This is a genomic window from Bradyrhizobium betae (assembly GCF_050632175.1).
GTDB lineage: Bacteria > Pseudomonadota > Alphaproteobacteria > Rhizobiales > Xanthobacteraceae > Bradyrhizobium > Bradyrhizobium betae_B.
Genome location: NZ_CP192576.1, coordinates 4,363,739 through 4,389,233, shown reverse-complemented (window position 1 = coordinate 4,389,233; position 25,495 = coordinate 4,363,739). Strand labels below are relative to the sequence as shown.

At 63.6% G+C, this 25,495-nt stretch carries 24 protein-coding genes and 4 pseudogenes; 11 read left to right on the top strand and 17 right to left on the bottom strand.

What is annotated here, in order from left to right; all coding sequences use genetic code 11:
- Positions 1-156: 156 nt before the first annotated feature.
- The 3 genes from ACQ86E_RS21175 (at position 157) to ACQ86E_RS21165 (ending at position 1,987) form a co-directional block, all read left to right on the top strand.
- The gene (locus ACQ86E_RS21175; protein WP_431201631.1) at positions 157-897 is read left to right on the top strand and encodes a metallophosphoesterase family protein; all 741 of its coding nucleotides are present in this window, start codon (positions 157-159) and stop codon (positions 895-897) included.
- A gap of 9 nt (positions 898-906) precedes the next feature.
- Complete coding sequence (locus ACQ86E_RS21170; protein WP_431201630.1) at positions 907-1,425, top strand: hypothetical protein; 519 nt, start codon at positions 907-909, stop codon at positions 1,423-1,425.
- A 271-nt stretch (positions 1,426-1,696) separates the two neighbouring features.
- Positions 1,697-1,987, top strand: coding sequence for a hypothetical protein (locus tag ACQ86E_RS21165; RefSeq protein ID WP_431201629.1), 291 nt, complete (start codon positions 1,697-1,699; stop codon positions 1,985-1,987).
- 126 nt (positions 1,988-2,113) lie between these two features.
- Here the strand turns inward: ACQ86E_RS21165 and ACQ86E_RS21160 are convergent, their stop codons facing one another.
- The 3 genes from ACQ86E_RS21160 to ACQ86E_RS21150 all read right to left on the bottom strand — a co-directional run bounded on the left by ACQ86E_RS21160 (position 2,114) and on the right by ACQ86E_RS21150 (position 3,306).
- A complete protein-coding gene (locus ACQ86E_RS21160; protein WP_431201628.1) occupies positions 2,114-2,533 on the bottom strand; it encodes a hypothetical protein in 420 nt (139 codons plus the stop codon).
- 51 nt (positions 2,534-2,584) lie between these two features.
- Complete coding sequence (locus tag ACQ86E_RS21155; protein WP_431201627.1) at positions 2,585-2,884, bottom strand: hypothetical protein; 300 nt, start codon at positions 2,882-2,884, stop codon at positions 2,585-2,587.
- A gap of 266 nt (positions 2,885-3,150) precedes the next feature.
- The gene (locus ACQ86E_RS21150) at positions 3,151-3,306 is read right to left on the bottom strand and encodes a hypothetical protein (protein WP_431201626.1); all 156 of its coding nucleotides are present in this window, start codon (positions 3,304-3,306) and stop codon (positions 3,151-3,153) included.
- A gap of 550 nt (positions 3,307-3,856) precedes the next feature.
- On the opposite strand from ACQ86E_RS21150, the gene ACQ86E_RS21145 reads away from it, so the two are divergent.
- From ACQ86E_RS21145 to ACQ86E_RS21135, 3 genes and pseudogenes are all read left to right on the top strand, one after another.
- Positions 3,857-4,042 (top strand): hypothetical protein, encoded by a 186-nt coding sequence (locus tag ACQ86E_RS21145; protein WP_431206650.1) that lies wholly within the window; start codon positions 3,857-3,859, stop codon positions 4,040-4,042.
- 156 nt (positions 4,043-4,198) lie between these two features.
- Positions 4,199-4,363, top strand: a complete 165-nt coding sequence (locus ACQ86E_RS21140) for a hypothetical protein (RefSeq protein ID WP_431201625.1) — start codon at positions 4,199-4,201, stop codon at positions 4,361-4,363.
- Between the two features lie 142 nt (positions 4,364-4,505).
- Positions 4,506-4,870: pseudogene (locus ACQ86E_RS21135) on the top strand (VanZ family protein).
- A 22-nt stretch (positions 4,871-4,892) separates the two neighbouring features.
- Here the strand turns inward: ACQ86E_RS21135 and ACQ86E_RS21130 are convergent.
- The 12 genes and pseudogenes from ACQ86E_RS21130 to ACQ86E_RS21075 form a co-directional block, all read right to left on the bottom strand.
- Positions 4,893-5,177 carry a hypothetical protein gene (locus ACQ86E_RS21130; protein WP_431201624.1) on the bottom strand — a complete coding sequence of 95 codons (285 nt, stop codon included), beginning with the start codon at positions 5,175-5,177 and terminating at the stop codon, positions 4,893-4,895.
- A 110-nt stretch (positions 5,178-5,287) separates the two neighbouring features.
- Complete coding sequence (locus ACQ86E_RS21125) at positions 5,288-5,734, bottom strand: hypothetical protein (protein ID WP_431201623.1); 447 nt, start codon at positions 5,732-5,734, stop codon at positions 5,288-5,290.
- A 151-nt stretch (positions 5,735-5,885) separates the two neighbouring features.
- Entirely contained in the window at positions 5,886-7,613 is a 1,728-nt protein-coding gene (locus tag ACQ86E_RS21120; protein ID WP_431201622.1) for a chemotaxis protein, read from the bottom strand.
- A 5-nt stretch (positions 7,614-7,618) separates the two neighbouring features.
- On the bottom strand, positions 7,619-8,710 hold the full coding sequence (locus ACQ86E_RS21115) for a protein-glutamate methylesterase/protein-glutamine glutaminase (RefSeq protein WP_431201621.1): 1,092 nt from the start codon (positions 8,708-8,710) through the stop codon (positions 7,619-7,621).
- Positions 8,711-8,726: 16 nt separating this feature from the next.
- A pseudogene (locus ACQ86E_RS21110) lies at positions 8,727-9,580 on the bottom strand (CheR family methyltransferase).
- A gap of 138 nt (positions 9,581-9,718) precedes the next feature.
- Entirely contained in the window at positions 9,719-11,518 is a 1,800-nt protein-coding gene (locus ACQ86E_RS21105) for a methyl-accepting chemotaxis protein (protein WP_431201620.1), read from the bottom strand.
- A gap of 55 nt (positions 11,519-11,573) precedes the next feature.
- Positions 11,574-12,062 (bottom strand): chemotaxis protein CheW, encoded by a 489-nt coding sequence (locus ACQ86E_RS21100; RefSeq protein ID WP_431201619.1) that lies wholly within the window; start codon positions 12,060-12,062, stop codon positions 11,574-11,576.
- 47 nt (positions 12,063-12,109) lie between these two features.
- Positions 12,110-13,807, bottom strand: coding sequence for a methyl-accepting chemotaxis protein (locus ACQ86E_RS21095; protein WP_431201618.1), 1,698 nt, complete (start codon positions 13,805-13,807; stop codon positions 12,110-12,112).
- A 36-nt stretch (positions 13,808-13,843) separates the two neighbouring features.
- A complete protein-coding gene (locus ACQ86E_RS21090) occupies positions 13,844-14,305 on the bottom strand; it encodes a chemotaxis protein CheW (protein ID WP_375310705.1) in 462 nt (153 codons plus the stop codon).
- Positions 14,305-16,374, bottom strand: a complete 2,070-nt coding sequence (locus ACQ86E_RS21085) for a chemotaxis protein CheA (protein WP_431201617.1) — start codon at positions 16,372-16,374, stop codon at positions 14,305-14,307. The genes ACQ86E_RS21090 and ACQ86E_RS21085 overlap by 1 nt, the downstream gene beginning before the upstream one ends.
- A pseudogene (locus ACQ86E_RS21080) lies at positions 16,371-16,737 on the bottom strand (response regulator). The gene ACQ86E_RS21085 and the pseudogene ACQ86E_RS21080 overlap by 4 nt, the downstream one beginning before the upstream one ends.
- A complete protein-coding gene (locus ACQ86E_RS21075; protein WP_431206527.1) occupies positions 16,737-17,060 on the bottom strand; it encodes an STAS domain-containing protein in 324 nt (107 codons plus the stop codon). The pseudogene ACQ86E_RS21080 and the gene ACQ86E_RS21075 overlap by 1 nt, the downstream one beginning before the upstream one ends.
- A gap of 286 nt (positions 17,061-17,346) precedes the next feature.
- Here ACQ86E_RS21075 and ACQ86E_RS21070 point away from each other — a divergent pair.
- The 3 genes and pseudogenes from ACQ86E_RS21070 to ACQ86E_RS21060 all read left to right on the top strand — a co-directional run bounded on the left by ACQ86E_RS21070 (position 17,347) and on the right by ACQ86E_RS21060 (position 21,510).
- A pseudogene (locus ACQ86E_RS21070) lies at positions 17,347-18,485 on the top strand (response regulator).
- A 187-nt stretch (positions 18,486-18,672) separates the two neighbouring features.
- Positions 18,673-19,341 carry a hypothetical protein gene (locus tag ACQ86E_RS21065; RefSeq protein ID WP_431201616.1) on the top strand — a complete coding sequence of 223 codons (669 nt, stop codon included), beginning with the start codon at positions 18,673-18,675 and terminating at the stop codon, positions 19,339-19,341.
- A gap of 18 nt (positions 19,342-19,359) precedes the next feature.
- Complete coding sequence (locus ACQ86E_RS21060) at positions 19,360-21,510, top strand: CHASE2 domain-containing protein (RefSeq protein WP_431201615.1); 2,151 nt, start codon at positions 19,360-19,362, stop codon at positions 21,508-21,510.
- 18 nt (positions 21,511-21,528) lie between these two features.
- Here the strand turns inward: ACQ86E_RS21060 and pobA are convergent, their stop codons facing one another.
- Positions 21,529-22,701: a 4-hydroxybenzoate 3-monooxygenase gene (gene pobA, locus ACQ86E_RS21055; RefSeq protein WP_431201614.1), complete on the bottom strand. Its 1,173-nt coding sequence runs from the start codon at positions 22,699-22,701 to the stop codon at positions 21,529-21,531.
- A 51-nt stretch (positions 22,702-22,752) separates the two neighbouring features.
- Between pobA and ACQ86E_RS21050 the strand changes: the two genes are divergently transcribed.
- Positions 22,753-23,655, top strand: a complete 903-nt coding sequence (locus ACQ86E_RS21050) for a helix-turn-helix domain-containing protein (RefSeq protein ID WP_431206526.1) — start codon at positions 22,753-22,755, stop codon at positions 23,653-23,655.
- 18 nt (positions 23,656-23,673) lie between these two features.
- Here ACQ86E_RS21050 and ACQ86E_RS21045 read toward each other — a convergent pair whose 3' ends face one another.
- Complete coding sequence (locus ACQ86E_RS21045; protein ID WP_431206525.1) at positions 23,674-24,624, bottom strand: GlxA family transcriptional regulator; 951 nt, start codon at positions 24,622-24,624, stop codon at positions 23,674-23,676.
- 138 nt (positions 24,625-24,762) lie between these two features.
- Between ACQ86E_RS21045 and ACQ86E_RS21040 the strand changes: the two genes are divergently transcribed.
- Entirely contained in the window at positions 24,763-25,476 is a 714-nt protein-coding gene (locus ACQ86E_RS21040) for a DJ-1/PfpI family protein (RefSeq protein ID WP_431201613.1), read from the top strand.
- Positions 25,477-25,495: the final 19 nt, after the last annotated feature.

Genomic DNA, 25,495 nt, shown 5'->3' with positions numbered 1-25,495 from the left:
CATTGAGATTCTGCGCGCTCGAAACGTCCAAATTGGTTCAAGAAACTCACGTTTTATTGCGGATTTATTAACTATAAGTATCCGACAACGTTTACAACTAAGATCCGCTCTTAATGGTTCCTCCCCTCCGGACGGTAAGGAGCCTCGGGCTCGCAGATGTTAAGATCGTCCCGCGCCAAAAATTCGGCACCCAAACCCCAGTTGCCGGACGGTATTCGTATTTATGCGATCAGCGACATCCATGGCTGCTCCGATCTGCTCAGAACCATGTTTGAGGTGATCGACCGCGATCTGATGACCATCGGCCGACGGCGGGCGCTTCACGTCTTCCTTGGCGACTATATCGACCGCGGGCCGGACTCCTCGGGGACGATCGACCTTCTGATTGATCGCGCTCGGAGGCACGAATCGATCTTCCTCAAGGGCAATCATGAAGAGTTCCTGTTCGAGGTGCTGAGAAATCCAGAGATGCTGCAGAACTGGAGACAGTATGGCGGCCTCCAAACCCTGAGCTCGTATGGCATTCAGCCTCCGCTGAATCCGACCGGCGAGGAACAGAAAGAGCTGATAGATCGGCTTGCATTGGCGATCCCGATGCATCACCGGATGTTCTTCGAAAGGCTCCGCACGCGTTTCGTATGCGGGGACTTTTTCTTCGTCCATGCGGGTATCAAGCCTGGACTGCCCCTGGCCAGTCAACGCGAGGAAGATCTTCTCTGGATTCGAGACGAATTCCTGCTCAGCGAGAGGAAGCATGAGAAATACATTATCCACGGTCATACTCCGGTCCGTGAGCCGGACATTCGGCCAAACCGCGCCAACATCGACACGGGCGCCTACGCTACCGGTAATCTGACGCTCCTGACCATCCAGGGCCACCAGTTGCTGGCCCTCTAATGCGACCTGTTGTCCCGAATGGTTTCACACCCCCTGTTCCGCGCGACGCTGATCATTCTGGCCGCCACGATCGGCTACTACGGAATCAGCGCGATGATTTCCGATGTCGCCAACATGCGCGCGTCGGTTGCAGCCAAGACCAGTGCAGTTGCACAGGCGCAGCCTGACGGGCTCGCGGCGCGTTCCGGATATGACCGCGATACGGATCGCGCCGTCGCCGACGCCCTGGAAATGCTGCGCTGGCCGGCCAACGGTTCGCTCCAACGCGAGGACGCCGATCGCGTAGGAGACGCGCTCCGCCAGGCACTGGCTCGCGCGCCCCATGACGCACTTCTCTGGCTCGGCCTGGCCGCATTGGAGACCGATCGCGTCCCCAACAGCTCGGCCGGCGCGGAGCCGTTAAAAATGGCCTATTTCACGGCCCCGAACGACGCCCGATTGATGGCGATGAGACTTGAGATCACAACGCGAATAAGCCGCCCCATCGATCTGCAACTCAAACAGCTTGCCGAGGGGATGTTCGGCTGATGCTGACGCGTCAACCCGACCAGCGTGCGGCCGTGGTTTCAGCCTACCGACAGGCATCAAACCAGGGAAAGGCATTGCTAAAAGACGCTGTGCGGGCCACTGACCCGTCATTTCTGAGGCTGCTGCGCGGTTAGAGCCTCTCATCAAGACGCCCTGCCTGCACGCCCAGGAGGATATTGATCCTGCCCTGCCCACAGACTAAGGTCGTGTCAGATCAGACAGGAAATTGGCAATGCGATTGGGATTGGGATTGGGGTTGGGGTTGTGCTTGGTGTCGGCTCTGACGGCGTGCGCGGGCTCCGCGCTTGCTGCAGATTATCCGGTTCCCACCGAGCGGCGTGTCGCGCAGATCACCACGATCGACCGCGGACCGAATCCCTATTGCGGACCCAAATACGGCTGTCCGATCGTGGTTCGAGTCCGGCACCGCAGCCTCGGCATGGGTTATCCCTCGAGCTTCGATCCCCGCACCCGGGGTGAGCCGCATTACTTCTACGGGCCGGTCCGAACCTACGTGGAGTTCGTCGACCCGGTGTTTCCCGAGCGGGTCTCGGCCTACTGACAATTGGCGATGCGGGCGCGCAGCCGCAAATTGGACCCGGCACGACCTTCAGCAAGACTCGCGGTGGCCGTTCATCCGACTTGAGATGCTGACCTGATCGATTGGCTGCCGGTTGCACCCGGTCATTCAATTGGTCGCTTGGCCGGACCGATATTCCGGAAAGCGGCTCAGCATCGCCGCCTTCAAGAACTTGAAATGCGCGACGGAGGCGCCGAGTTCCTTGAGCCGGCGCTGGCCGTTCAGGATTTCCTTGTCGAACAGATCCTGGTGGTGATTGTCGAGCGGCTCGCGCTCCAGATATTCGTCGTCGCCGTTGCCGAAGGTCACGGCCGCACGCGCCAGCACGTCCTCGACCCGGCGGTTCAAGCCCGACTGCTCGTGCTCCGCCGCATGCAGGGCGTCATCGATCGCGACCATGATGGCCTCGATGCGCGTGCGATCGGTTTCAGCGTCGCGTTCGGGCGAACGCGCGCGGAACGTCTGTTCTCCCCTGAAACGGTCCTTCAGAAAATTATGGGTGCGGGCCCGCAGGAAGAGCTGAAACATGCGTGCGTTTTCCGGTTGGAGGCGCCAGACCGGAAAATGGGCCCGGGATGGTTAATAAAGGTTGAAGCCTTCGCGCCGCCCGGTGCGGCTTTGCGCCATCCAGGACTTCCAGGCGCCCTCGTGCTTCTCATAAAGCTCCTGCCGGCGCTGCTCGCCGGCATTCGGCCACACATCGCGGCTGTCGGTGGCAGCCTGCCCCTGGTCGGATACCTGCTCACTATCGAGCCGCTCGAATTCGAACGTCTCCTCGGGCGTGAGGCCGATCAGGACGCGGCGGCCTCCCCCATCGACGAAATACCGTCGCGGCGCGTTGTTCGTCTGGCTCGTCGTGGTGACCCGCAGCCTTGTCATGATCCGCTCCCCTTTACCGTCATTCTCACCGCAACGGAACGCCGACATTCCGGTTGCAAATCATCAGAATGCACGCCGCGACCAAGGGCGAAATCAGGATCGCAACCGGCATCATTCGGGATTCGCCCCAGTGATCGAGCGACTTGTCTCAAGCCGTGACAGTCTCATCTTCGAGTTGTGTCGAGATCATGATGAGCGCCGCTGATTTTCTCGTCATGCCAGGATTTTTTGGGCAGCACCTTGCACGCGAAGTGACCTCACGCGCGTCAACCGACCAACCAGAAGAACATCCTCACCAGCAACAACGTGATGAAATACATCCAGCCCGCCATCGCGATCAGCGCAACGCTGAAAAAGGCGCCTTCCAACGCCCGCTCTCTGATCTTCGTGAGAGGAAGTGCCGCGCGCGCCTTGTGAAGCATCTCGGTCTTCTGATTTCTTTGTCACCGTAGGCGCGACCATAGCCGAACAAATTCGACGATCTCGTGACGCGTTGTCTCAGAGACGCGCAATGTTGCTCGTCGGAATCAACAGTGCACGCATGCATTGCGTTGGATCTATTCTCGTTCGAGTCTCTGCGATCAACACTCTGGGCAATATGCGTGGTCGAACCCGATGCGACCGGACGCGCATGGTCCATCGCGGAGAAGCGTCGCAGCCGCACGCCTGGATTGCGCGACCGTGCGCTGGTTCTGCGACAACCGGACGTGGCATCGGAACATGCTCGATCGCGGCCATCGATGCGCACGCATCGGTCTTGGCTAGCGGATCCCCGTGGTACTACGGAGCGCCGCGCAGCTATTTTGTCCCGGTAAGGTTGAGCAGTTAGCTTAATCCGCGTTGTTTGTTGCGAACGTCGCGAGATCGCATATCCATCTCCTCACCGGCTACCCCAGGCCCGGCCCCCACCCAGGCAAAGCCGTCGAGCGAACGTGGGTCCGCTTGGCGGCTTGCCGTTGTGTCGACGAGAGGATGAATTCAGTTATGGCGCGCAGGCCCTGGTCGTTCAAGGAAGACCGCCGGCTGATGGAGTTGGCCAAGTCCTCTGCTTCGCTGGAAGAGGCGGCGAAAACTCTCGGGCGCTCGCCCGATGCCGTCAAGCGCATGGCCTTGCGCCTCGGCCTGACGCTAAAATCCAGGGGCTCCAAGAAAAGTTAGCATCCCGTCGCGCTGGCCGTGCTTCGCGCCCGAACGGGCCAGCATGCCTCGTCGATGACTGGAATTTGGGCAACGACGATCGCCTGCCCGCTGAAGGTGGAACTTGCGGCCGCACTCTGCATTGTTCGCTAAAGAGATGCGAGAGGCGGAGCCATCATGGCCAGCACGTTCCTAATCGTGGTGTCGACTTGGGTCGGCATCAACATCGTGTTCGTGGCGGTGCGGCTGTGGGTGACAGGGCCGAAGAACTGGCAAATTGATGTCCGTTCGCGCGCACTCGGCGCCGTCTGCGTGAAATCGCAACTCCGCCGCCGCGCCTGACGTTGTACGGCCATGGGATGGTCGTTGTAACCAACCTGCGGCGCGCCCGTGAACCTCGGTTCGTCCCCCGAAAGCTTGTGAACCTTAACGATATTCTTGGCTTTCGAAAGCGAGTAGCCGCCCGACCGGTTATGTTGGCGCCATGCGCCGCAACCATCTCATCGCAGCTGCAGGATCTGCCTCGCACTCATCATCTATGCCACGCTCGCAAAGCTTGCGGGCAGGCCAGCACTCATGGGCCATGCGGAGGCCTATTGGGTGGTCGTCATTGAACGCTTCAGCGCCTACGGCCTGTTGGGTTTCCTGCTGTCCTTCCTGCTACCGGGGCGGTTCAAACTGGCTTGCGCGTTCGTGGTGGCCGTCGCAGTCGGGTTAGAGGTCTTGCAGGCGATGACGCCGGATCGTCATCCAGAGTTCATCGATGTCCTGCAAAAGGCCGCCGGCGGCACCGTCGGCGTCCTTCTGGCCCAAACCATCCTGGCCTTCCTGCCGAGGCCACCGTCCTGAGGCGGCCGACGACACGGCAGGATCAGGCAACTCCGCGTCGCGATCCCGGCTGATCGGCCGAGAGGACTCCCGCCATCTGCCGATGGGCATCGCGCAATGCCGTGATCGCATCGTCGAGGTCGAAATCGGCTTCACGAACGGTCTCGAAAAACCGCGCCATCAAGGCGAGGTTCAGCTTGACGCGAGTGTTTCCGTCGCGGCTCTTGCGGCGGTCAAGCGAAAGATGCAGCGCCTGCATCCTGGCCTCGGTAGCGCTACAGCCGCTGAGTGCCGCGAGTTCGTCATATGTCATCCAGATCTGAGGCATGTCCCTGTCCGCCTTTTTGTTATGGGCCTCAACCTAGATTTCACGTCTAAACGCACTCTTGCCGCGGTGCGCGTGCGGCGCGTTTTGGCGACAACAGCGTCAATGCAACGCTAAGACATCGGGGCTTTGGGCGGCGTGAAGGGATGACGTGGCCGGGAACGGCCGTCGAGGACCTTGGGCAGCCTGTCGACATTGAGCTTCACGACCGCGCATCGGGCGTCGGCCGCCGGCGCGTCGTCCTGGATGTAGATCAGCGTCGCCTCGAACTTGATGTCGGGCACTTCCCTGGCCGTGCCGGAACAGTTCGCCACCAGGCCGTTGCACACCCCCGTGAGCCTGACCTCGACCTCGTCCGGCCCAAACACACTCGGCGGACCGTCAGCGTGCCTATTGACGGTCAGGACGGCAGAGAAATGCTGCTCATCGACACGGTAGGAGCCACCATAGGTAAAGAAGCTGTCGTTGCCCGAGATCCGCCCCTCGATCAGATCCACCATGCCGGTGCCTTGACCACGCGGGGTCCTGAACCATGCAGCGTATTTGCCGTCCTTCAACATGGATCATTTCTCGACGCGGAAATTGACTTGTATTTGCGACCAACTCTGGGGCGCGGCAATGACCGACCTGCGAACCCTTTGGGCAAGGTTAACGCCCCGAAAACCCAATCCATCGAATTGCCGCCGACGCCTGACGCCGGCGACGAAAGAGTCAGAATAATTCTATGCCGTCATCCGCGGTCTCGACCGCCTCGACGCGGCGCGCGGCGGCGATCGAAGCCAGACCAAGCGTCTGCAAAAATTCTCGGTGGACCTCCCGCTCGCGCTCCATCGTGTAGCGCGCGAAGAGACCGTCGAGCATCGCCTGATCCTGTGGCTCAGGCTGCGGCCGCTGAGCGCCGCCACTCGCGGTCTCGAGACGCGCGGCGACCGCAGGCAAGGCTGCGGAGCTTTCGCCAAGCGAGTTCATCAGGCCCTGGGCCGAATTCATCAGGCTCTCGAACTCCGCCCCTTCGTCGACGAGCCGGCTCATCAGCTTGCCGAGACGCTCATTGCCGACCTCGACCTCGCGCAGCGCCTGGAGGATCTGCGGCTCGAGCTTGGCGAGTTGGGTCGGGTCACCCTGCACGCGCAGCGCCTTCAGTTCGTTGGCCGACCGTTCGATGCCGTCGAGCACGGGCCGCAAGCGTCCCGCGCCCGCCGCCACCTGATCGGCGGTCGCCTTGAGCTCGTTGGCGATCACGACGAAAGCGCTGCCTCGGCTGCCGAGGTGGCTTGCCTTGAGGCCTGCATTCATGCCGATCAGCGTGATGTCGACGGTCGCCTCGGCGAGCCCTGCGATCGCCTGGCGGAATTTCGTCAGCGTATCCTCGACGACCGCGAGCGCCTCGTCGACGGAACGCCCCGCGCTCTCGCAGGTGGCGATCAGGGTCGAGGCATGCGCCAGCGTCTGCTTGATGCGCGACAGGAACGAGGACGAGCCGCCGTCCTCGCCGCCGAACAGCGTGCGGCCATGGCCGACGACATTGCCCGCATCGTGCAGGATAGCGGCCAGCGTGCGAACGATCTGGCCGATGTCGCCGCCGAACTCGCGCTGGGCATCCCTGAGCAGCGCCGCCTGCAACTGACAGATCGCGCGCGCGCCGTCGTCGCTCGCACCCGGTTCCGAAACGAGGCTCGGCGAAGATCCCGAGGCCAGGCCGAGGCCGTGACAGACATGCTCGAGGCGCTGGCGCGTGCTGTCGCCGGCCTGCAGCGAAATGATCGCGCTGCCGACCGCTTCGGCGATCTTCCTGGTGCTGGCACTCGCGTGGTCGGCGAGCTGGCTGCCGTTGCGGCGCTGGTCGTGCAGGCCGGAATAGGCTGCGCCGAGTTCGGCGCTCTCCGACACCAGCTGGTTGCGGTAACGGCTCTCGAATTCCTTCTGGCGGCCGGAGGCCGTTGCAACCGCCTCGGAAAGACGCTGCTGGTCCTTCGCGCAGCCCTCGATCGAGGCCTGCACGGCCTTGCCCAGATCGTAGGCCTCCTGCGTGAAGGCGAGAAAGCCCTCCCGATCGCCGTCGAGCGAGGCCGCCTCGATCCGCGCGCTGCGCGCGATAATGGTGATCATCCCGATGTGCTTGAACAACGGCTTGAGCAGCGACGACGCCTCTGCCGTGCTCGTGCCGATCGTCGCCAGCAAAGCGCTCTCGGCCGGCAGCGCCTGCGCCAATTCGCCGAGACGCGCCGAAATCTCCTGCAACGCCGTGGCGGCGCCCTCGATCTCAGCACCGGAGAGTTCCTGCGATAGCGTCGCGAGGCCCTGATTCAACTCCCCAAAGATGAGGTGGCCGCGGCCCAGCTCTTGACCAACCCGCGCGAAAACGTCCTCGATCCGCGACGAGACATCCTCGATCGCGGCGGTCGCCTCAGTCAACGTATTGGCCGGAACGGCGGACATCGCGATCAACCCGTCAGTGCCGCGTGCCCGGCCTGGTACCAGAGCATGATCTCGCGCGGGATATGTTGCAGCGAGACGACCTTCTCGACGCCGCCATGGGCGATGGCTTCCTTGGGCATGCCGAACACCACGCAGCTTTCCTCGTCCTGCGCGCGCGTGGAGGCGCCGAGCTTGCGCATCTCCAGCATTCCGCGCGCGCCGTCGTCGCCCATGCCGGTCATGATGACGCCGAGCGCATTGGCGCCGGCATGCTGGGCGGCCGAGCGAAACAGCACGTCGACCGAAGGACGATGTCGCGATACCGGCGGACCGTCCTTGATCGCGATCTGGTAGCGCAGGCCGATGCGCTGGAGCAGCATGTGCCGGGCCCCCGGAGCGATATAGGCGCAGCCCGGCAACACCGGCTCGCCGTCCTCGGCTTCCTTGACCCGAATCTGGCAGACGCTGTCGAGGCGCCTGGCAAAGGCCGCGGTGAAGCCCGCCGGCATGTGCTGGACGATGACGATCGGCGGGCAGTGCGGCGGCAGCATCTCGAGGACATCGTTGAGTGCTTCAGTGCCCCCGGTCGATGCGCCGATGCACACGATACGCTCGGTCGTCGGCCGGACCTTGCCCTGTACGGGAGGCGGGATGATTGCGTCAGCCGTCAGCTTCTTCTCGATCGCCCGGCGCTCAGCACGCGGACGCACCCGCGCGCGAGCGGCCGACTTCACGGCCTCGCGCAGCCGCGTGGAGCATTCCAGCAAGGCCTGCCGCGTGTCGATCTTCGGCTTAGGCACGATATCCACGGCGCCGGCCTCGAACGCCTCGAACATCACGCTCGAGCCCTCTTCGGTCAGCGAGGAGCAGATGATCACCGGGATCGGACGTTGCGACATGATCTTGCGCAGAAACGTCATGCCGTCCATGCGCGGCATTTCCAGGTCCAGGATCATGACGTCGGGGATTTCCTCCTGGAGACGCTTTGCCGCCACGAACGGATCGGAAGCCGTTCCCATCACCTCGATATCAGGATCTTCGGACAGGATCGTCAGAAGGATTTGGCGAACCGACGCCGAATCGTCCACGATCAGCACGCGAACTTTCTCCCTCGGCATGTTGATTGCGCTCCGACTAGACCTGGAAAATGGTTGGCTGAACTTGCTTCAAACCCGGCACTGCACTGTGAATCATCGATTCCGAATGCCCGACCAGCAAATAGCCGCCGGGCCGCAAATGGCTGCACAATTGCTCGATCACCTTGCGCTGCGTCTCGCGCTCGAAATAAATAAGAACGTTGCGGCAGAAGATGATGTCGACGTCGCGGTCGACGGGATAGGACGCATCCATGAGGTTCATCCGCATGAAATGGGTCATGCGCCGCAACTCCGGCACCACCCGCACCTCGCCGCGCGACCTGTCCCGCGATGACAGGAAATATCTCTTCAGGAACGGCTCGGGCACCGGCGCGAGCACGTCACGGGTGTAGATCGCGGTCTTGGCGAGGCGCAGCACCGCCGTTGAAATATCCGTCCGAGAATACGGTACTGGAACCGCGAGCCGTTCCGCGTCATGTCGTCCAGCACCATGGCGGTGGTGTAGGCCTCCATGCCGGTCGAGCTCGCCGAGCTCCAGACCTTCAGGTTCGCATTCTTGCGTCCGTGCAGTTTGAGGAGGGCCGGGATCGCGACGTCGCGCATGAAAGTGAAGTGCTGCGGCTCGCGGAAGAAGTCGGTCTTGTTGGTCGTCACCACATCGATGAGATGAGTGAGCTCGGTGTCGAAATGTTCGGCTTCGAACAGGTTGTCGACATATTCGTTGAGATCGGAGAAGTTCAGCGCGCGCACGCGCTTGTGCAGCCGCCCCTCCAGCATCAGCCGCTTGCCCTGCGGCAGCTTGATGCCGACCTGCCCCTCGATCAACTCGGCAATGGTCCGGAAGTGGCGGTCCGACAGATGGACGGCCGAATCCTGCACGGCGGGCATCATGGCTGAATGCCCCGATCCGCGATGGCCGTCTGCACTGACTGTCGGGCCGAACGGGCCATCTTGAATCCTGCGCGTTTACGCGAGTTGCCGAAGACGGATTGGCCCACCTGCAAGGGTGGGCCAATCCATGAAGGAGCCCTAGCGCTGGAACTCGGCGTCCCGATCGTCCTCGGCGTCGTTCATGTCGAAAGCGAAGCCGCCGCCACCAGCAGCCTTCATCGCACGCGCCGGTCTGGCCTGCGGCTTCTTGGCCGGCCGCTCGACGGCCGCCATGGTCGCCGCCTTGGCGCGAAGCTGGTTCACCGCCTTATCGATCGGCGCGGATGCCTGGCTGCGTCCCTGCTCGATCCGGAAATAGGCGATGGTCGACTGGAGCTGCTCGGCCTGCGAGGCGAGTTCCTCCGAGGTCGACGACACCTGCTCGGACGCGCTGGCGTTCTGCTGACCGACCTTGTCGAGCTGCTGGATCGCCTGATTGATCTGGGCCGAGCCGACGTCCTGCTCGCGGCAGGCGGCGGTGATTTCCTCGACGAGCTCTGCCGTCCTCTTGATGTCAGGGACGAGCTTGGACAGCATATTGCCTGCCTCCTGCGCGACCTTGACGGTTTCGGTCGACAGCGTACCGATCTCGGCCGCGGCCGCCTGGCTGCGCTCGGCGAGCTTTCGCACTTCGGAAGCCACCACGGCGAAGCCCTTGCCATGTTCGCCGGCGCGCGCGGCCTCGACCGCGGCGTTGAGGGCGAGCAGGTCTGTTTGGCGCGCGATCTCCTGCACGATCGTGATCTTCTCGGCGATGGTCTGCATCGCGTTGACGGCACGGCCGACCGCGGCGCCACTGGCCTCGGCGTCCTTGGCCGACTGCCCGGCGATCTTCTCGGTCTGGTTGGCGTTGTCCGCGTTCTGCTTCACGTTCGAGGCCATCTCCTCCATCGAGGACGAGGCTTCTTCCGCGGACGATGCCTGCTCGGTCGCACCCTGCGACAGCTGTTCGGCGCTCGCCGAGAGCTCCTGGCTGCCGGCAGAGACGTTCTGAGCAGCGGTGAGCGCTTCGGACACGATCTGCCGGAGCTTTTCCACCATCCGCTCGAGCGCAAGGCCGAGCGTATCCTTGTCCGACAGCGGCTTTGCCTCCACCGTGAGGTTGCCATGTGCGATCTCGTTGGCCAGAGCCGCGGTCTGGTTCAAATTAACCGTCATCGCATTCAGCGATTTGATGAGATCCCCGATCTCGTCGTTGCTGGAGGATTCGATTTTCTGGCTGAGGTCGCCGATGGCCACAGCGTCTGCGAGGCTCACCGCGCTGGAAAGAGACCGACTGATGTTCAGCGCGATCCAGAAGGCGGCACCGGCGGCAATGACCAGCGAGGTGAGGACCAGGGACAGCAGAATGATGGTCGCACGGCTGCCTTCGGCTTTGGCTTGATCGCTCTCCTCAGCCATCTGCTTCTTGACATAAGTGATGTAATCGCTAGCCGCGTTGAGCGCCGGCGTCGAGGCCTTGAGTCCCTCCGTCATGGACCTCTCGGCTGCCTTGCTCTTGTCCTGCTTGGCAAGTGCAAGCGTTTGATCCTGCACGATGTTCGAGTTCGCATAGGCGACGGCAAACGTCTCTAGAATCTTTTTGCCGGCTTCACTTGCGGTGGAATGGACCTCGTCCCTCAGCTTGAGAGCACGCTCGCGGAGCTGGGATATCTGGCTGATGAACTTGGCCTGATCGGCATCGGCCGCCAGGATGGTGTTCTTTTCCGCTCGCACCTGAAGCAACACGGCTTCCTGAAGCTCACCGACCTTTGCCAACCGACTGGCCCTGGCCGATAGGTGCTCGGCCGTCGTGACCATGTCGTTCAACTTCATGTAGGCGACACCGCCGGCGATCATGGACAGCAGGATGACGACGCCGAAGGCGCTGGCAAGCTTGGCTTTGACGGTGAATCTCATGTCATTCTCGTTGTTTTAAATTGGGGTGCTTACGCTCGGCAACGCACGTGCAAACTCAGGCGGCCCGGGACGTATCCGCGGCCGCGTTACGTCCGTCCGGGATCTCGTCATGCGCCATCAGCTTGGCGAGATCGAAGATCACGACGAATTTCTCGCCCTTGCGACCGATACCGGCCGCATAGTCCGACTGCCACTTGCCGCCGACTTCAGGGATGGGCTCGATCGCCTGCTCGTCGATGTCGGTGACCTCGAACACGCAGTCGGCGACGAAGCCGACGCCGACCAGGCGGTCCTTCATCGGCACGTCGAGAATGATGATGCGGGTCGCCTCGGTGGCCGCCACGGCCGGCAGGCCGAGCTTTGTCCTGAGGTCGACGATCGGATAGCCGCTGCCGCGCACGTCGATCATGCCCAGCAGGAAGTTCGGCGCGTGCGGAAGGCGCGAGATCGGCCTCATGTCCAGGATCTCACGGACATTCCGGATGCTGATGCCGAACGTCTCGCCGGCGAGCCCGAGCGTCAGATATTGCGAGGTTGCGGCCATGATGAAGTCCAGGGTGGGATCCGGGTCAGATCGGTTTCAAATCGGTGTCAGCGCTGGAAGTCTGCGTCGCGGTCGTCGTCGCCGTCATGCATGTCGAAGGCGAAGCCTCCGCCATTGGCGACCTTCGTCGCACGCGCCGGCTTGCGAACAGCGGTCGGCTTTTTCGTTCCCCGGTCCGCCGCGGCCATGTGGGCGGCCTTGGCACGGAGCTGGGTGACGGCGCGATCGATCGGTGCCGTTGCAGCGCTCTCGCCGCGGCCGGATTGCTCGATCCGGAAGAACGAGATGGTCGACTGGAGCTGTTCGGCCTGCGAGGCGAGTTCCTCGGAGGTCGAGGAGACCTGCTCGGACGCGCTGGCGTTCTGCTGACCGACCTTGTCGAGTTGCTGGATCGCCTGGTTGATCTGCGCGGAGCCGACGTCCTGCTCGCGGCAAGCCGCGGTGATCTCCTGCACCAGTTCGGCCGTCTTCTTGATGTCGGGCACGAGCCGGCCGAGCATCTCGCCCGCTTCCTGCGCGGTCTTGACCGTTTCTGTCGACAACGTTCCGATCTCGGCGGCGGCGGCCTGGCTCCGCTCCGCAAGCTTGCGCACTTCGGAGGCGACCACGGCGAAGCCCTTGCCATGCTCGCCGGCGCGCGCCGCCTCGACCGCGGCGTTCAGGGCGAGAAGATCCGTCTGGCGGGCAATTTCCTGCACAATGGTGATCTTCTCGGCGATCGTCTGCATTGCATTCACCGCGCGACCGACCGCCGCGCCAGAGGCTTCCGCGTCCACGGCGGACTTTGCCGCGATCTTCTCGGTCTGATTGGCGTTGTCCGCATTCTGCTTCACGTTGGAGGCCATTTCCTCCATCGACGAAGATGCCTCTTCTGCTGATGAGGCCTGCTCGGTGGCTCCCTGCGACAGCTGCTCGGCGCTCGCAGAGAGTTCCTGGCTTCCGGCGGAGACGTTGTGTGACGCGGTGAGAGCCTCCTCGACGACTTGCCGAAGCTTTTCGACCATCATGTTCAACGATTTGACGAGGTCGCCGATCTCGTCATTGCTGGAGATGCTGATCGTCTGGGTGAGGTCGCCGCTCGCCACCGCACCGGCAAGGCCGACCGCTCGGCCGAGACCACGGGCAATGCTGATGGAAATCCAGATCGCGGCAATCAGGCCTATCGCGAGCGACGCCATCACGGCCGAGATCAGCATCATGTGGGCCCGATTGCCATCCTCATGAGCCATGGCGGCCTGGTCAGCCATGTTCTTCTTGACGTTGGTGACGTAAATATTGGCGGCTTCCATCGCCTCGGCTACGGCCTTACGGACCTCCGCCATGGATCGTTCAGCACCTTTTGCCTTGTCGGTCCGCGCGACCTTGAGGGCGTCATCCTGAACGGCATTCATTCGCGCATAGGCGGCGCCGAAATTCTCGATAAGCTTCTTGCCCTCGGGAGAGGCCACCGCGTGAATCTCTTCCTTCAGCTTCAGAAGCGCTTCCCGCTGCTTGGCGATGTCCGCGATGAAGCGATCCGCTTCGTTCTCGGGCGCGAGAATGAAGTTCTTCTCGGCGCGAACCTGAAGCAGGATGCCCTTCTCGATTTCCGCCGCCCGGTCCATCCGGCCGGCGCGCGACACCAGGCTGTCCGCGGTGTCGATCATCTCGCTCAGCTTGACATAAGCGAGACCACCCGCCGCCATCGAGAGCAACAGGACCACACCGAACGCGATGGCAAGCTTTGCCTTGACCGTAAATCTCATTTCCAGCCCCTACCGATCTCGTCCCGAGACCTCATTTCAATTCAGGATGCGTTCCATATTGGGAACGATGACGAACTCTTCGCGCCATTTGGCGATGAAACGAATGAACTCCGGCTTCCAGTGCATGCCGACGCGCGGCGTCTGCTGCACGTCGGTCTGTGAGATCTCCGTGACCTCGTAGACCTTGTCGGCGGTGACGCCGACCAGAACCGGTTCGCCGTCGAGCTCGAGTTCGATGACGACGATGCGCGTATCGGCCGAGTTGTCGGGCTGCGGCATGCCGAAGCGGATGCGCAGGTCCGCGAGCGGAATGACGTTGCCGCGCACGTTGATCACGCTGGGAACGAAGGCCCGCGCGCCAGCGACCTTAGTCACCGGCACGGGATCGATGATCTCGCGCACGAGGCCGGCGTCGAGCGCGAATTTCTCCTCGCCGAGACCGATCATCACGACCTGCATTGCGCCGGCTTGATGCCCGTCAGCCAAACCTTCGTTCATCACGCCGCCTCGCTGATATGCTGCTTCTCGACCTTCGACTGCGCCAGAGCGACGAGCTGCGCGACGTCGAGGATCAGCGCCGCCGTGCCGTCGCCCAGGATCGTCGCACCGGAGAAGATCGTGACGTCGGAGTGCAGCTTGGAAAGCGACTTGATCACCGTCTGGTGGTTGCCGATGATCTGGTCCGCGACAAGACCTACGTGGGTCTCGCCGGTCGAGATGATGATCGTCTTCTGGTGGCGGTCCGGCGTGCCCGACGCGTCCATGATCTCGCGCAGCCTGAGGAAGGGCACGAGGTTGCCGCGCACGTTGAGGAAGTTCCGGCCGCGCGAACGCTCGTCCTCGGCCGTCAGCTCGATGCATTCCTCCACTGCCGACAGCGGAATGATGTAGCGACCCTCACCGACGCGGATCAGCAGACCTTCGATGATCGCGAGCGTCAGCGGCAGGCGCAGCGTCACCGTGGTGCCCTGGCCCGGTTTGGTCGACAGATCGATCGTGCCGCGCATGTTCTCGATGGTGCGCTTGACCACGTCCATGCCGACGCCGCGGCCGGACAATGCCGAGATGGTCTGCGCGGTCGAGAAGCCCGGATGGAACAGGAACTGGTGGATCTCGTGGTCGGTGAGAACGGCGCCTGCAGCAATCAGCCCCTGCTCTTCCGCCTTCGCACGGATGCGCGCGGTGTTAAGTCCGCCGCCATTGTCCTTCACGGTGACGAGCACTTGCGCGCCGGAATGAACGGCGGCGAGCTCGATGCGACCCGGCTCGGTCTTGCCGTTGGCGGAGCGGGTCGCGGTGTCCTCAATGCCGTGATCGATGGCGTTGCGGATCAGATGCACCAGGGGATCGGCGAGGCACTCGATCATGGTCTTGTCGAGCTCGGTGTCCTCGCCCGTGGTGACGAATTCGACGGGCTTCGACAGGTCCCGCGACAGGTCGTGGATCAGGCGGCGGAAGCGGCCGAACAGCGAGCCGATCGGCACCATGCGGGCGCCCATCGTGGTGTCGCGCAGACTGGAGGCGAGACGCTCGATTTCCTCGGCGATCATCTTGATCGAGAGATCCGAGCCGGACGAAGCAAGCTGGGTCAGCCGAGCCTGGGCGATGACGAGTTCGCCGACCCGGTCCATCAGCTCGTCGAGGCGCTCCGCCTGGACGCGAACGGTGGCGATGCCGCGGTCGTCGCGCTTGGCCTCGGGCTTCGGGTTCGATTCAGCTTTGGGCTCCGCCTTCGCGACGGGCTGGGCGGCAACCGGCGCGGGAGCGACCTGAACCACAGGCGCGGGCATCTCGACCACCGGGGCCGGCTCCTCGTCGAGCAACTGGAACAGCGGCATCGGCGCGGGCGCTTCGACCTGCTCGAGCGGCGAGAGCGTCAGCTTCATCTCGTCCGAGACGAACATGAAGACATCGTCGATCGCATCCTTGTCGCAGGCCGCATGCAGCTTGACGTCCCACTTCAGATAGCAGTCTTCCGGATCCATCTCGTCGAGGAACGGAATGCCGTCGGTCACGGGCACGACGAAGCAGGGGCCGAGCTTGCACAGGTCTTCGAGCAGATCCAGCGGGTTCGAGCCGTTGCGCAGGATGTGGGACTCGAATTCCAGATAGAGGTGCCAGCCGGCCGGCGTGCTCCCGGCCGGGGCCAGCGGCGGCGCCTCGGTAATCTCCGCGACGGGAGTGGCAGGCTGGTCGGGAAACACGAAGCGCTTGAGATCGGCGAGGATGGCGTCGCCGATGACGTCGTCGGTCGATTGCGGATCCTCGATCAGCGCGCGAATATAGTCCTTGGCTGCAAGCGCGACCGAGATCAACTCCTGCGTCGGCTTGATCTCGCCCTTGCGGACGCGGTCGAACGCGGTTTCGAATTCATGGGTAAAGGATGCGACCTTGTCGAAGCCGAACATGGCGCCTGAGCCCTTGATCGTGTGCAGGGCGCGGAAGGCGGAATCGACCAGCTCGCGGTCGTCGGGACGCTGGCCGAGATCAAGCAGGGCCCCTTCCAAGACCTCGAACAGCTCGCTGGCTTCCTGACGAAAGACCTCGGTCGGGTCCATCGTACTCATGCACGCACCAGCTTGGCGACAACCGAGAGCAATTGCTCGGGCTTGAAGGGCTTGGTGATCCAACCGGTTGCGCCAGCGCTCTTGGCTTCCTGCTTGACGGTCTCGTTGGACTCGGTGGTCAGGAACACGATGGGCATGCCGACCACGCTCGGCAGCTTGCGCAGCGCCCGGATCAGCTCCAGCCCGTTCATGACAGGCATATTAAGGTCGGTGATCACGAGGTCGAGCTTGCCAGCCTGCGCCTTGGCGAGCCCTTGTGCGCCGTCCCCGGCCTCGATCACGTTGTGACCGGCCGAGCTCGAGCACGACCTTGATCATCTGCCGGATGCTGGGGGAGTCGTCGACCGTGAGAATCGTGGCCATCAGATGCCATCTTTCTTTTGCGGGAAATGCTGATCGATCATCGCATCGCTGGCGAAGCCAGCGCGGCGAAGGGTGTTGCGCAGAGACTGGGAGAATGAGGTGAGCACCACCGGGCGCCCCTGGGCCTCACCTGTCTTGGCGGTCGACAGCAGAAGCTGGATCGACGTCACGTCGGCCTTGTCGACGCGCGAACAGTCAATCTCGAGCCGGTCCTGCCGGCCGAAAGCTTCCCGGATCAGGTCGTAGACGCTGCGGATTGCGGCGATGCTGCAATCCGCCGGCAGCCGCAGGGACCACTTCGGCTCAGTCACATCTGACGACATTCGTCCCCCAAATTCCCTCGGGATTCGCTGCACGCATGGCGCGAATCCCGCACGATGACTATTCGCAACGGAGAGTATGCAAACCCCTAATGGGCATCCCCGTACAACTACGGGTCACATACCGAATAACTTCGCGTTTGCATGCAGGCGTGCATGGCCCGCTCAATTCTCATGCGTTGCGCGCAGTGTTCGGGCAGTTCGGGGTAGCTGGACGTTTGCTCCGCGTTAAACCGCAAAGGCTACTGGTTGAGGTCATGCTTCGCCGTCCGAACGAGCCCAGCCGCCGATGCTGACCCAAGCGCTTCTGGTTGACGACAGCCGCTCTGTCCTGAAATTCCTGCAACGGCACATCGAGGCCGAGGGACAGGTCGAGGCTACGACGTTCCTCGATCCCGTCGAGGCGATCGCTTGCGCGCGCGAGCGTGTCTTCGACATCGTACTTGTCGACTACGAGATGCCCCATATGGACGGCATCAGCTTCATCCGCGCCTTCCGCACCCTGCCCGGCTGCGCCGACGTCCCGATCGCGATGATCACGTCGCGACAGACCGATGACGTCAAGATGGAAGCGCTGCAGGCTGGTGCAACCGATTTCTTACCGAAACAACCACAAAGCCTCGAGATGAAAGTCCGCTTGCGTAATTTGGTGCGGCTAGGTGCAGCCGTGCGCAAGCAAAACGACCGGGCTGCCGACCTGGCGAGCGCAGTTGCCGCCGCGACCCAGAAACTCGGCGAGCGCGAGGAGGAAATCATCCTGCGGCTCGCGCTTGCCGTCGAGTACCGCGACAACGACACCGGCGAGCACACGCTGCGGGTCGCCCGCTACAGCCGTATCATTGCCGAGCAGCTCGGCCTGCCGGCCCGGCTCTGCCGTGACATCTATCTCGCCGCCCCCTGCACGACGTCGGCAAGGTCGCGATCCCCGACAACATCCTGCTCAAGCCGGGCAAGCTGACCGACGAGGAGATGGCGGTGATCCGCACCCATGCCGCGATCGGCGAGAAAATCCTGGCGGACTCCGGTTGCGAGCTGATCCAGCTCGGTGCGCAGATTGCGGCAGGCCATCACGAGCGCTGGGATGGCGCAGGCTATCCGAACGGCCTCAAGGCAGACGAAATCCCGGTCGCAGCGCGCGTGGTCGCCGTCGCCGATGTCTTCGACGCCCTGACCACGCGGCGGCCATATAAAGAGCCGATGCCGCTGGACATGGCGCGCAACTATCTGGTCGAGAACCAGGGCAGACAATTCGACCCGACCTGTGTCGAGGCGTTTCTGTCACGCTGGGACGAGGTGGTGGAAATCGCCGCCGGACAGCAGGCGACGCCCTATCACAAGACAGAAGCTGCTCTGGCTCCTGCTATAGAGAGTGGGGCTGAGAGCCGTCCGGCCGCGGACCGCTCGCCTGAGCCGGCCCCAGCCACCTGATATGGCCCATCCGCGCAACGGCTTGCCGTGGCTCTGTTTTCTCCGGTCGTCGGTTTGAACCTGTTCCTGATAGAGTACACCAATATCTAAGAGTGATTCTGGTCACACTTGCCTGGGCGATGCGCTGCTAAGCATCGAACCAGGACGGAGACCGGCAGAGCATCGGTCGAATTGGATGAGAACTCCCATGAAAAGCCTGATCGGCACCGTTGTCGGCGCGTTCTGTCTTGCCGCCCCCGCCCTGGCGGAGACCCCGGCCGCGATCGTCGAGGACGTCCAGGGCAAGGTCGACGGCATCGCGTTCATGGATTACGTGGCGCCGGGCAAGATCATCAAGCTCGGACCCAAGGCCAGCATCACGCTCAGCTATCTCAAATCCTGCCAGCGCGAGACCATCAGCGAAGGCGTCGTCCTGGTCGGCACGGAGCAGAGCACGGTGCAACTCGGCGAAGTCAAACGGGAAAAGGTGCCCTGCGATACCAACGCAGCAAAACTGTCGGAGCGCGAGGCGAACCAGAGCGCCGCGACGACGTTCCGCACGATGCGATCGGACGCCAAGGGCGCGCCGGCCAGGCTGCCCACGCTGTACGGCGTCGCACCGCTGGTGCAAGCCAGAAGCGGCAGCACGCTGGTGATCGAGCGCACCGACGGCAAGGAGCCGACGATCAGCATCCCGCTCAGGAATGACGTCATGACCGGCGGCAAGTTCTACGACTTTGCCAAGGCCGGGAAGGCACTGACCCCCGGCGGCAGCTATCTCGCCATTCTCGGCGCCAAGCGCTACGCCTTCCAGGTCGACGCCAGCGCCACGTCATCGCCGACGCCGATCGTCGGCCGGCTGCTCCGACTCGAATAGGCGGCCAGCGACGGGGCGATGCGGCGGATCGGCAGGCGGGACATCGTTGCAGCGATCCTGATTGCGCTCCTGGCGGGCGCCGTCTTCACGTCTCCGCCGCTGCAGGTGCTGCAAGGCCTCTCGCTCGACATCCTCACGGCGCTGCGCGGCAAGCTTGTCGGCGACCGCCGCGATCCCGCGACGTCGCCGGTCGTCGTCGTCGCGATCGACGGGGAGACCTACGACACCCTGCCCTTCAAGGGATCGCCGACCCAGACCTGGACGCGCGAGATCGGCCGGGTGCTCACCAGCATCGCCGACGGCGGCGCCAAGGTGATCGGCTTCGACGTCATCTTTCCAAGCTCGATCGAGCAATCGGAAATTCCTTTCGGAGACGCGCCGTTCGGTAGCCGCTTGAAGGGATTTGACCGGGACTATCTGATCGCGCTGCGTCAGATCTCCGACAGCGGCAAGCTCGTGCTCGGCGAAATCCTCAGCAACGACCACCCCGACAGGCCCTACCGCGCGCAGCAACTGGCGGTGCGAACCAACATCCGTGCGCTCAATGTCCATACTGATGCGGACGACGTCATCCGGCGGATGCCGCTCGGTTTCTCCATCGACGGCAAGCCGGTGCCCGCCATGGCCGTCGAGCTCGCCGCACGCGCGCTCGACGCAACGCCCGAGATCGCGTCGTCCGGTGCGGCCAAGCTGTCTGGATATGCGATCCCGAGCGCGGTGCCGAATACGCTGACGCTCAACTTTCGAGCGCTTGGCCGCGACGTTCCGACCTTTTCTTTCGCTGACCTGCGAGCCTGCGTCGAAAAAGGCGACCGTGAGTTCTTCCGCCGCACCTTCGCCGGCAAGGTGGTGCTGCTCGGCAGCGTGCTGAATTTCGAAGATCGCAAGCTCACGTCGATGCGCCTTGCAGGCGGTTACGACGGAACACCAGCCGCACGATGCGTCTTGCCCGCCCCGGCAAGCGCCGCGCCAAAGGCCCGCAGCGACATCGCAGGCGTCTTCGTGCACGCCACCGCCGTGCGAAATCTGATCGAGCGCGACGTCGTGACCGAGCTCGGCTTTCCCATGCGGGCCGTTGTCACGATCGTGTTTGCAGCGATCATCGCCGTTGCGGCCTGCATGCTCGCCCCTGGCGGCGCACTGAGCGCCTGGCTCGCCTTCACTGCCGTGTACACCGCCATGGCCGTCGGCGTCTTCGTTCAAGCCCTTGCACTGCCGCTGACTGAGCCCGCACTCGCGAGCCTGGCCGCGCTCGCGATGATGATCGGCTACCGTTTCGTGCTGGCCGATCGCGACGAACGTTTCCTGCGCAGAAGCTTTGCCTTCTATCTCGCTCCGGAAGTGATCGACACCATGGTGGCCTCTGGCAAGATGCCGGCGCTCGGCGGCGAAATGCGCAACGTCACCATGTTCTTTTCCGACCTCAGCGGTTTCTCCTCCATCGCGGAGACGATGACACCGGGCGAGCTGGTGACCCTCATGAACGAATATCTATCGGCCATGACCGATATCATCGAAGGCCATGGCGGCTATGTCGACAAATATATCGGCGATTCCATCGTCGCCATGTTCGGCGCACCCGCTGACGACCCCGCGCACGCGCGTAGCGCCGTCCGCGCGGCGCTGAAGTGCCACGAAAAGCTCGCGGAGCTGAATGCCAACAATCCCGCCTTCGCCGGCCACGGCCTGTCACATCGTATCGGGCTCAACAGCGGCGAGGCCGTGGTCGGCAATATCGGCTCGCGACGCCGATTCAATTACACCGTCATGAGCGATACCGTGAACGTCGCCTCGCGGCTCGAAGGCGCCAACAAATATTACGGCACGGCGATCATGGCTTCGGCGGCGACGGTCGCGCAGACCGGCGACAGCTTCGCATGGCGCGAGCTCGACGCGATCCGGGTCTTGGGGCGCGGCGAAGCGATCAAGGTGTTCGAGCCGCTCGCCGAGACAGGCGCGGAGAGCGCGGAGCAGAAGACGATGGTCACAGCATATGCGGAAGGACTGGCATGCTGGCGCGCGCGGGAGTTCGCGAAGGCGGCCGATGCGTTTGAAGGCGCGGCAATGAACGATCCGGCGTCGCGTCTGTTCGCCAGACGCGCCAAGGCGTATTCCATCAACCCGCCACCGCCGGATTGGACACCGGTCAACACGCTCGAAGGCAAGTAACTTCCCTTTCCTCTCGCGCTAGAACGGCAGCCCCACGTAATTCTCCGCGAGCAGCCGCTGCGCTGTCTCGGACGAGAGCAGATAGTCCAGCTCGGTCTGTTGAAGCCTGTCTTCATACTCGGAGCGGTCGGGGAAGCGGTGCAGCAGCATCGTCATCCACCAGGAGAAACGTTGTGCCTTCCAGATGCGCGCGAGCGCCTTGGCCGAATAGCCCGCAAGACCGGAATCGTCGCCGTCCTGATAATGCGCGAGCATGGCGTGATAGAGATAGTAGATGTCGGACGCCGCGCTGTTGAGCCCGCGCGCCCCGGTTGGCGGCACGATGTGGGCGGCATCGCCGGCGAGGAACAGGCGGCCATAGCTCATCGGCTCGGCGACGAAGCTGCGCAGGGGCGCGATGCTCTTCTCGATCGACGGCCCCGTGACCAGGCGACCGGCGACCTCCTCCGGCAGGCGGCGCCTCAATTCGGCCCAGAACGCATCGTCGCTCCAGTCCTCCACCTTGTCGGTCAGCGGCACCTGGACGTAGTAGCGGCTCAACACCTGCGAACGCAGTGAACACAGTGCAAAACCACGTTCGTGCTTCGCGTAGATCAGTTCCGGGGAAACCGGTTTTGTGCGCGACAACACGCCAAGCCACCCGAACGGATAGACCTTCTCGTATTCGCGCAGCACGTCCTTCGGGATTGACCTGCGGCTGACGCCGTGAAAGCCGTCGGCGCCGACGATGTAGTCGCAATCGACGCGGATGATTTCCCCGTTGGAGCGATAAGTTACATACGGCCGATCCGACGTCAGATCATGCGGCATCACGTCTTCCGCGTTGTGCACGACCTTGCCGCCGAACCGATCCCGCGCCTCGTAGAGATCGCGCGTCAGCTCGGTCTGGCCGTAGACCAGCACCGAGTTGCCGCTGGAATGCCTGTGCAGATCGATGTGGGACAGCACGCCGTCATGGGCGATCTCGAATCCGTTGTGGATCTCGCCTTCGCGGTCCATCCGCTCGCCACATTGCGCCTCGCGCATCAGCTTGGCAAAACCGTGCTCGAGCACGCCGGCGCGGATGCGGGCCAGGACGTGGTCGCGGCTGTATTTCTCCAGCACGACAGTGTCGATGCCCTTCAGGTGCAGGAGCTGCGACAGTAGCAACCCGGACGGTCCACCGCCGATGATGCAGACCTGAACTTTCATTTTTGCGTCCTCCCGTTGAGTACTATTTTGCAGATGCAACCGCGCAAACCGATGGAGGCTTTCACCATTATCTTGTACAATTCGAACATGAGAACCGCAGCCCCTGCCCCGGCGATCCGGGTCTACAATCTATTCGGCGAATCCGGCGACCTGCCCGACGTCGTGCATTGCGAGACGATCGCGTCACGCTCGGTGCTGCACGACTGGACGCTGGCCGTGCACCGCCACGCGCGGCTCCACCAGGTCTTGCTGATCGAGCGCGGCGGCGGCGAGGCAACGCTCGACGGGCGCGTGGTGCCGCTGAGGCCGATGCAAATCGTCAACGTGCCGGTCGGCCACGTCCACGGCTTCCGCTTTGTGCCTGACACCCAGGGCTGGGTGCTGACCATGGCTGCGGAAATCCTGGACGAGGCGCTGCTTGCCTCGGAAGGGTTGCGCGGGGCCCTGTCGCGATCGGCCGTGGTGCGCGGCACGCCGCAGATCCGCACCACCATGAAGCAGATCTTTGCCGAGCATGCCGCGCGCGATTTCGGCCGCGCGCACGTGCTGCGCGCCTTGTCGGCGGCCATGATCGGGCTGGTGGCGCGTGCGCTCACCGGCGAGAGCAGCGGCAATGGCACAGCGGAAAGCGGACTGTTTCGCCGCTTCGAAGCGCTGCTCGAACAGCATCATCTGCGACGCTGGAGCGTTGCCGACTACGCAAGCGCGCTGTCGATCACACCGACTCATCTCAACCGGATCACGCGTACGGCGACCGGCGACACCGCCTCGCACCTGATCCTCAACCGGTTGATCCGCGAGGCGCGCCGCAACCTCGTCTATACCAACCTGCCTGTTTCGACCATCGCCTACACGCTCGGCTTCGAGGACCCCGCCTATTTCAGCCGGGTCTATGCCGCGGCCACGGGACTATCGCCGCGCGCCTTCCGCGCCCAGCTCCACGGCCGCGAATAGAAGCCTCGACCGATCGGCTCAGGCGCCGAACCGGCGGCGATAGTCCTGCGGCGCCGTGGCCAGCACACGCAGAAAACTGCGGCGCATGGTCTCCTCCGACCCGAAACCGCAGCGCTGGAATATCCGCTTCACCGGCAGGCGCGTCTCCGACAGCATCCGTCGGGCGGCTTCCACCCTCAGCCGTTCGATTGCGCGCAACGGCGTCTGTCCAGTGGCTCTGGCATAATGCCGGCTGAAACTGCGCTCGCTCATGCCGGCCTGACTGGCCAGTCTGGACAGCGAAAGATCGCCGGCGAGATGCTTGCCGATCCAGTCGTGCAGCGCGCCAAACTCGTCCTCGGCCGACTGCAAAGACAGCGTCTCGCTGAACTGCGCCTGCCCGCCTGGCCGCTTGAGGAAGACGACGAGATAGCGCGCCACAGCCAGCGCCGTCGTGCGGCCGAGATCCTCCTCCACAAGGGCCAGCGCCAGATCGATACCAGCCGTCACGCCTGCCGACGTCCAGATCGTGCCGTCGCGCACGAAGATCGGATCCGATTCGACGCGCACGGCGGGGAAGCGCCGTGCTAGCTCGGCGCAGTATGACCAATGCGTCACTGCACGCCGGCCGTCGAGCACTCCCGATGCACCGAGCAGAAACGCTCCGGTGCAGACCGACGCCACCCTGCGCGCCTTCTTCACACGCTGGCGCAGCCAAGCCAGCAGCGCCGGATCGGCACAAGCAAGGTCAACGCCCGGGCCGCCCGCGACCACCAGCGTGTCCAGCGTGCCGGCGCTGCGCGGCAGCGCATCGGTGACGATCTCCAGCCCCGATGAAGCCGCCACGCGCGAGCGATCCTTTGCCACGACACGCAGGACGTAAGGCGCGGGTTCACCTGCCTGCACGACCTGCTCGTTGGCGGTCGCGAACACCTGGAGCGGCCCCGTCACATCGAGCAACTGCACCGCCGGATAGGCCAGCACTTCGATGACGCGAGGGGCGTGGGCCCCGGCGGAGCGCACGGCACGCGAGCGGGACGTTGGCGGGAAACGAGGGGACTTTGGCATCTCAGCCACAGCGTGACCCGTTACATTGTCACTGTCCAGCCTCGAATTGAGAGTGAGCCCATGATTTCGCCAGAGACGCACCTGCAAATCGGATCCCTGCTGTTCGACGGTCTCGACCAAATCGATCTGACAGGACCCTTCGAAGTGCTGTCGCGCATTCCGAACGCGACCTATCGCGTCTACGCCAAGACGACCGACCCCGTCCGCGACGTCAAGGGTCTGCGATTGACTCCAGATGCAACGCTCGCAGCAGCGCCCAAGCTCGACGTGCTGCATGTACCGGGCGGCTTTGGTCAGGAGGCCCTGATGGAGAACGAGGAGATTCTCGCCTGGATCACGCAGCAGGCGGCGGGCGCGCGCAGCGTATTCTCGGTCTGCACCGGCGCCTTGCTACTCGGCGCCGCCGGATTACTGAGGGGACGGCGGGCAACGACGCATTGGGCCTCGTTCCATCTGCTGCCATTGCTCGGCGCCATTCCGGTCAACGAGCGCGTCGTCGTGGACGGGACCTGGATCTTCGCAGCCGGCGTCACCGCCGGAATTGACGGCGCGCTACGGCTCGCGGCCGAGCTGCGCGGCGACGACGCCGCGCGCGCGATCCAGCTCTACATGCAGTATGCGCCGGAGCCGCCGTTCGACAGCGGCACGCCGGAGCGCGCGCCCGTCGCGATTCTCGACCAGGCAAGGCGCGCGGTCGCCGACATCACCGCACAGCGCGAGGCCACGGCCCGGCGCATCGCCGCGCGGCTCGGGATCACCAACACCACGGACTGATTTCGCAAGGCCTCACATC

Coding starts and splice junctions, on each gene's coding strand:
- ACQ86E_RS21130 (WP_431201624.1), bottom strand. CDS start 5,177: ATGCCTCAGATCTGGATGACATATGACGAACTCGCGGCACTCAGCGGC.
- ACQ86E_RS21115 (WP_431201621.1), bottom strand. CDS start 8,710: ATGCCGAGGGAGAAAGTTCGCGTGCTGATCGTGGACGATTCGGCGTCG.
- ACQ86E_RS21040 (WP_431201613.1), top strand. CDS start 24,763: ATGATTTCGCCAGAGACGCACCTGCAAATCGGATCCCTGCTGTTCGAC.
- pobA (WP_431201614.1), bottom strand. CDS start 22,701: ATGAAAGTTCAGGTCTGCATCATCGGCGGTGGACCGTCCGGGTTGCTA.
- ACQ86E_RS21090 (WP_375310705.1), bottom strand. CDS start 14,305: ATGAACGAAGGTTTGGCTGACGGGCATCAAGCCGGCGCAATGCAGGTC.
- ACQ86E_RS21140 (WP_431201625.1), top strand. CDS start 4,199: ATGGCCAGCACGTTCCTAATCGTGGTGTCGACTTGGGTCGGCATCAAC.
- ACQ86E_RS21120 (WP_431201622.1), bottom strand. CDS start 7,613: ATGTCCGCCGTTCCGGCCAATACGTTGACTGAGGCGACCGCCGCGATC.
- ACQ86E_RS21160 (WP_431201628.1), bottom strand. CDS start 2,533: ATGTTTCAGCTCTTCCTGCGGGCCCGCACCCATAATTTTCTGAAGGAC.
- ACQ86E_RS21075 (WP_431206527.1), bottom strand. CDS start 17,060: ATGTCGTCAGATGTGACTGAGCCGAAGTGGTCCCTGCGGCTGCCGGCG.
- ACQ86E_RS21125 (WP_431201623.1), bottom strand. CDS start 5,734: ATGTTGAAGGACGGCAAATACGCTGCATGGTTCAGGACCCCGCGTGGT.
- ACQ86E_RS21095 (WP_431201618.1), bottom strand. CDS start 13,807: ATGAGATTTACGGTCAAGGCAAAGCTTGCCATCGCGTTCGGTGTGGTC.
- ACQ86E_RS21105 (WP_431201620.1), bottom strand. CDS start 11,518: ATGAGATTCACCGTCAAAGCCAAGCTTGCCAGCGCCTTCGGCGTCGTC.
- ACQ86E_RS21085 (WP_431201617.1), bottom strand. CDS start 16,374: ATGAGTACGATGGACCCGACCGAGGTCTTTCGTCAGGAAGCCAGCGAG.
- ACQ86E_RS21155 (WP_431201627.1), bottom strand. CDS start 2,884: ATGACAAGGCTGCGGGTCACCACGACGAGCCAGACGAACAACGCGCCG.
- ACQ86E_RS21060 (WP_431201615.1), top strand. CDS start 19,360: ATGCGGCGGATCGGCAGGCGGGACATCGTTGCAGCGATCCTGATTGCG.
- ACQ86E_RS21050 (WP_431206526.1), top strand. CDS start 22,753: ATGGAGGCTTTCACCATTATCTTGTACAATTCGAACATGAGAACCGCA.
- ACQ86E_RS21175 (WP_431201631.1), top strand. CDS start 157: ATGTTAAGATCGTCCCGCGCCAAAAATTCGGCACCCAAACCCCAGTTG.
- ACQ86E_RS21145 (WP_431206650.1), top strand. CDS start 3,857: ATGAATTCAGTTATGGCGCGCAGGCCCTGGTCGTTCAAGGAAGACCGC.
- ACQ86E_RS21065 (WP_431201616.1), top strand. CDS start 18,673: ATGAAAAGCCTGATCGGCACCGTTGTCGGCGCGTTCTGTCTTGCCGCC.
- ACQ86E_RS21100 (WP_431201619.1), bottom strand. CDS start 12,062: ATGGCCGCAACCTCGCAATATCTGACGCTCGGGCTCGCCGGCGAGACG.
- ACQ86E_RS21150 (WP_431201626.1), bottom strand. CDS start 3,306: ATGCTTCACAAGGCGCGCGCGGCACTTCCTCTCACGAAGATCAGAGAG.